The following is a 3655-nucleotide window of genomic DNA, read 5'->3' as shown; positions in this document are numbered from 1 at the left end:
TGGGGCGTACCTACACGCTGACCGGTGAGCTCCAGCGAGTGAACGTCGGCGGCACCTGGGTCGAGTAACTGATGCCCGCCGTGAAAAGGCGCTTCACTCGCATTGAACTGGCGCCGCATCAGGTTTACAGCCACCGCGCGGCGCCACGTTCAACGCCGAAAGGCCTGGTGGATGGAGTACAGTGATCAGGTTTGGACCCGTCTGGGATCGCCCCACGGAGTGACCATTAGGCATAGTCACGTGAGTGTCGTAGAATAGTGACTGGGCCCTATAGTCACGGTGGAACGATGAGCGAAGAGCAGATAACAAAGTCCCAGTTCAAGGCCAGGGCGCTTGAGTATTTCCGACAGGTGGAGCTGTCGGGCGAGCCTGTTGTGATTACGGACCGGGGCCAGCCCACCGTGGAGATTCGGCGTTATCGTGCAGACAAGCGTTCACCACTGGAAAAGCTGCGCGGGAGCGTTGTTGAGTTCAAGGACCCGCTGGGGCCGGTGGCAGAGGATGACTGGGAGGCGTCGGGGTGATCGTTCTCGACACCCACGCCCTCATCTGGTGGGTCAACGGCGATGCGCAGCTTTCGGATCGTGCCCGGGAGGCCGTGGAGGCCGAACAGGCCACCGAGGGCGGCGTGATCCTGGTGTCGGCTATCTCCGCCTGGGAGATCGGGATGCTCGTCGTCCGGGAGCGCCTGACACTGACTATGAGTGTCGATGATTGGCTGGATGTCGCCGGAAGCATCGATGGCCTTCGATTTGTGCCCGTGGACAATCACATTGGGGTCGAGTCCACGCGATTGCCCGGCACGTTTCATAAGGATCCGGCAGATTGCATGATCGTCGCCCTGGCACGCTCCCTCAATGCTCCGCTCCTCACGGCCGACGACAAAGTCCGGGGCTACAAGCATGTCCGGACGATCTGGTAGATCGATCAAGGCAGGGCATTTGGGGGCGATGCACGCCCTTGGGCGAACCGACGCGATGGGGGCCGGTATCCTGCAGGACGCGTGCGCGCCAGCGGCGAGTTTCCCCAGGGGCTCTATAGATACCCCGGCTGCATTAGCCGGAACGAGGAACACGCCGAATGCCCTGTCTCCTTCAGCACCTTCGGGAGAACGGGCAACGACAAGCAGCACGTCGGCGGATGCCGCCCCCGTGATATACAACTTCTCCCCGTCGATCACGATGGCAGATCCGTCACGCCGAGGGGAGGTAGATATCGCGCCGGCGTCGGACCCGGCCTCGGGCTCAGTCATGGCAAAGGCGATCTGCAAGCGGGCGGAACGCAGCGCGCCCAACAGCCGCGCCCGCTGCTCCGCAGTACCCGCCAAAGTGATGACGGCTCCCCCGAGTACGACATTGACCATGTCAATCGAGGCAAGCGATCCGGAATGAGCAGCAAGTGTCTCGACCGCTATGACCGCAAGGCGCACATCACGCGCTGGAACCGGTCCGAAAACTCCTTTGCTGGGACCATCACCGTCAGATCGCAGGAAATCAAGACTGAGCAGGCCGTGTTCTTCAAAGACCTCCAGCGCCGCGGATACGCTATTCTGGCTTGTTCCAACGCCGTCCGGATCGTGGTCCCGGATTAGCTCCTCCGCAGCACCCACCGCCCTAGACCGAAAATCTTCAAGATCGCTAGCCAGTTTCGCATCCATCTCTCTTCTCTCTATTGAATGCTCCTCTTTTAAGGCTAGCAAGCGCATAATAATCCTATAAATATTATTATCTTTGTTAATTAATAACTATACTTGTATAGACCAGCGCCCTTTCACGCTCGCCACGTCCGACGGCCAGGCTTGTTTGCGGCCCACGCGGAGAGCAAGTGGCCAGCGGACGACTTTCGGAACGCGTGGGTCGCTCCAGTTCTGCGCCAGCTCTTCTTGAAGGCCGGGAAGCGGATCGCTCCCGGTGGCCTGCCGGTAACGTTGCGTCGCAGACCAAGTACCGAGATAACCAACCAACCCGTCCAACGTCATCGCCGCCTCCATAGTAAGAACAGGCGGGGTCAGCTCCGGCAAGGGAAACGGGAGTGATCGATACCCCTCTTCCACCAACCGACGTTCGGGCGGCCAGTAGGGCCCAACGGTGTTGGAGTAGTAACCATCAATGCAACGCTGCAGACGCTGATCAGACAATTTCAGAGCACCGTAGCACCACAGCCAGTGTCCCGCCCAAACGCAACACGCGTATTGCCTCGCCGTAGAAAGCGGAAATATCGAACCAGTGAAGGGCCTGTGCGACGGTAACCAGGTCGATTGAGGCGTCTGGCAAGCCGCTGTGCTCGGCTGCGGCCACTCGATAACGCACGTGCGGATGCCGCTCCGCGTGCGCAATCTGCTCGGCGCTTGCATCTGTGCCAATCACCCAGGGGAAATAGTCCGCCTAGATCACCGCTGCCTGACCGTTACCCGTGGCACAATCCCACGCAGCCGTGCGTCCGGGCGAAAGCGAAGCGAGGTAAGCGAAGAGGGCCGCTGGGTAGCCGGGCCGGAAGCGGGAATAGCCGGCCGCTTGATTGGAGAAGTGGTCGTGGAACCCGCTCATCGTTGCCCCGTGCTTGTGTACCCTCTAGTGTCCTGTAACCGAAAGCGACTACTGCGGGAGACCCACGGGTGTTGACCTCACCCGACTGAATCATTGTCGTTCGATACCCCGGCAAGGTCAAAGCGAGCCGTGGTGGGGCGACCGGCAAGGAGAATTGCCCAATCCTCTAATCTCGGGTCATTTTCGCCATGACCACCCGTGCTTGCCGTGTGCATCCGACATTCCAATTTGTGACTATTCTGTAAATCACGCATCACGGCGGGATTTTATTGAAACGCAAGTCTTTGAAAATATGGAGCTGGCGACAGGAGTCGAACCTGCGACCGGCTGATTACAAATCAGCTGCTCTACCAACTGAGCTACGCCAGCAACGCGACCGGGCGGATGGCGGGGAGAATAAGCCGCCTGGAATTCAAGGCCGTATGGTAGTTCAAGACGCGAGGTCCTCGCAATCCGCGGGCCACCAGTCGGCAGCAGGGAGCTCGTCGCGGGAGTCTGCCCCGACAATTACCCCGTAGCTGCGTGTGGTGCGGTAGCGCTCGACGCGTTCAGCCGGGAAGCCGAGCGCCTCGACGGCCTCCTGCCGGCGACGGGCGTGGGTCTCGGAACTGAACACACCGAGCGACACGGCATGCTCGTTATCCTCACGACCGACGTAGCCGAAACCGGTGACCCCCGCGTCGGACAGTTTCGCCATGGCCGCGTGGGCGGCCTCCAAAGAGTCATGGGGTGGGATGTAGACCCAGTAGCCGGCAAATTCGCGGCCGTCGCTGCGCAGCACGCGGGCGGGATGGGCGTTCGCGCGCGCGGTTTCGACGAGTGCCATTGCGGCGTCCTCATCCATAGCCTCGGTTTGGTAACAGCGCTCCGGCCCCTCGGCGGTGGAGCCGTCCAGCCTTGCGTCATCGCCGCCTTGGGGTGCAGGGGCGAGGGCCTGTGGATCAGCCCGGTCGGCGTCGATGCGCGCGCCCGGGGTGGACGCCTCGGTGGGGTCCGTGGCCTCGTCCACGGCCCGCTTTTCGTCGAGCAGGCGCAATGACCCCTCGGCGGGCCTCGGCGGCGCGACGCGCGGCTCGTCGGTGGCCTCCATGGTGACAACCATAAAGACG

Annotated in this window: 4 protein-coding genes, 1 tRNA gene and 1 pseudogene; 2 read left to right on the top strand and 4 right to left on the bottom strand. The window is 61.6% G+C overall.

Annotated elements, in window-relative coordinates:
• Window positions 1-287 precede the first annotated feature (287 nt).
• Window positions 288-524: a hypothetical protein gene (locus QZT63_RS03640; RefSeq protein WP_290648676.1), complete on the top strand. Its 237-nt coding sequence runs from the start codon at window positions 288-290 to the stop codon at window positions 522-524.
• Complete coding sequence (locus tag QZT63_RS03635; protein ID WP_290648674.1) at window positions 521-922, top strand: type II toxin-antitoxin system VapC family toxin; 402 nt, start codon at window positions 521-523, stop codon at window positions 920-922. The genes QZT63_RS03640 and QZT63_RS03635 overlap by 4 nt, the downstream gene beginning before the upstream one ends.
• A gap of 126 nt (window positions 923-1048) precedes the next feature.
• Here the strand turns inward: QZT63_RS03635 and QZT63_RS19940 are convergent.
• From QZT63_RS19940 to QZT63_RS03615, 4 genes and pseudogenes are all read right to left on the bottom strand, one after another.
• Window positions 1049-1252, bottom strand: a pseudogene (locus QZT63_RS19940) (acyl-CoA dehydrogenase family protein); the annotation flags it as partial.
• Window positions 1253-2129: 877 nt separating this feature from the next.
• A complete protein-coding gene (locus QZT63_RS03625; protein WP_290648677.1) occupies window positions 2130-2309 on the bottom strand; it encodes a methyltransferase domain-containing protein in 180 nt (59 codons plus the stop codon).
• A gap of 530 nt (window positions 2310-2839) precedes the next feature.
• Window positions 2840-2915: transfer RNA gene (locus QZT63_RS03620), tRNA-Thr, on the bottom strand.
• 61 nt (window positions 2916-2976) lie between these two features.
• On the bottom strand, window positions 2977-3655 hold a 679-nt coding region (locus QZT63_RS03615; protein ID WP_290648670.1), incomplete at its 5' end, for an SPOR domain-containing protein.

Origin of the sequence: Aquisalimonas sp. (assembly GCF_007120195.1) — a bacterium.
Lineage (GTDB): Bacteria > Pseudomonadota > Gammaproteobacteria > Nitrococcales > Aquisalimonadaceae > Aquisalimonas.
The sequence above is the reverse complement of the archived record's forward strand: the minus strand, read 5'-3'. Positions and strand labels throughout refer to the sequence as shown.

Bases quoted from the DNA above. Each gene is read 5' to 3' on its own strand.
- QZT63_RS03640 (WP_290648676.1), top strand. From the start codon at position 288: ATGAGCGAAGAGCAGATAACAAAGTCCCAGTTCAAGGCCAGGGCGCTT.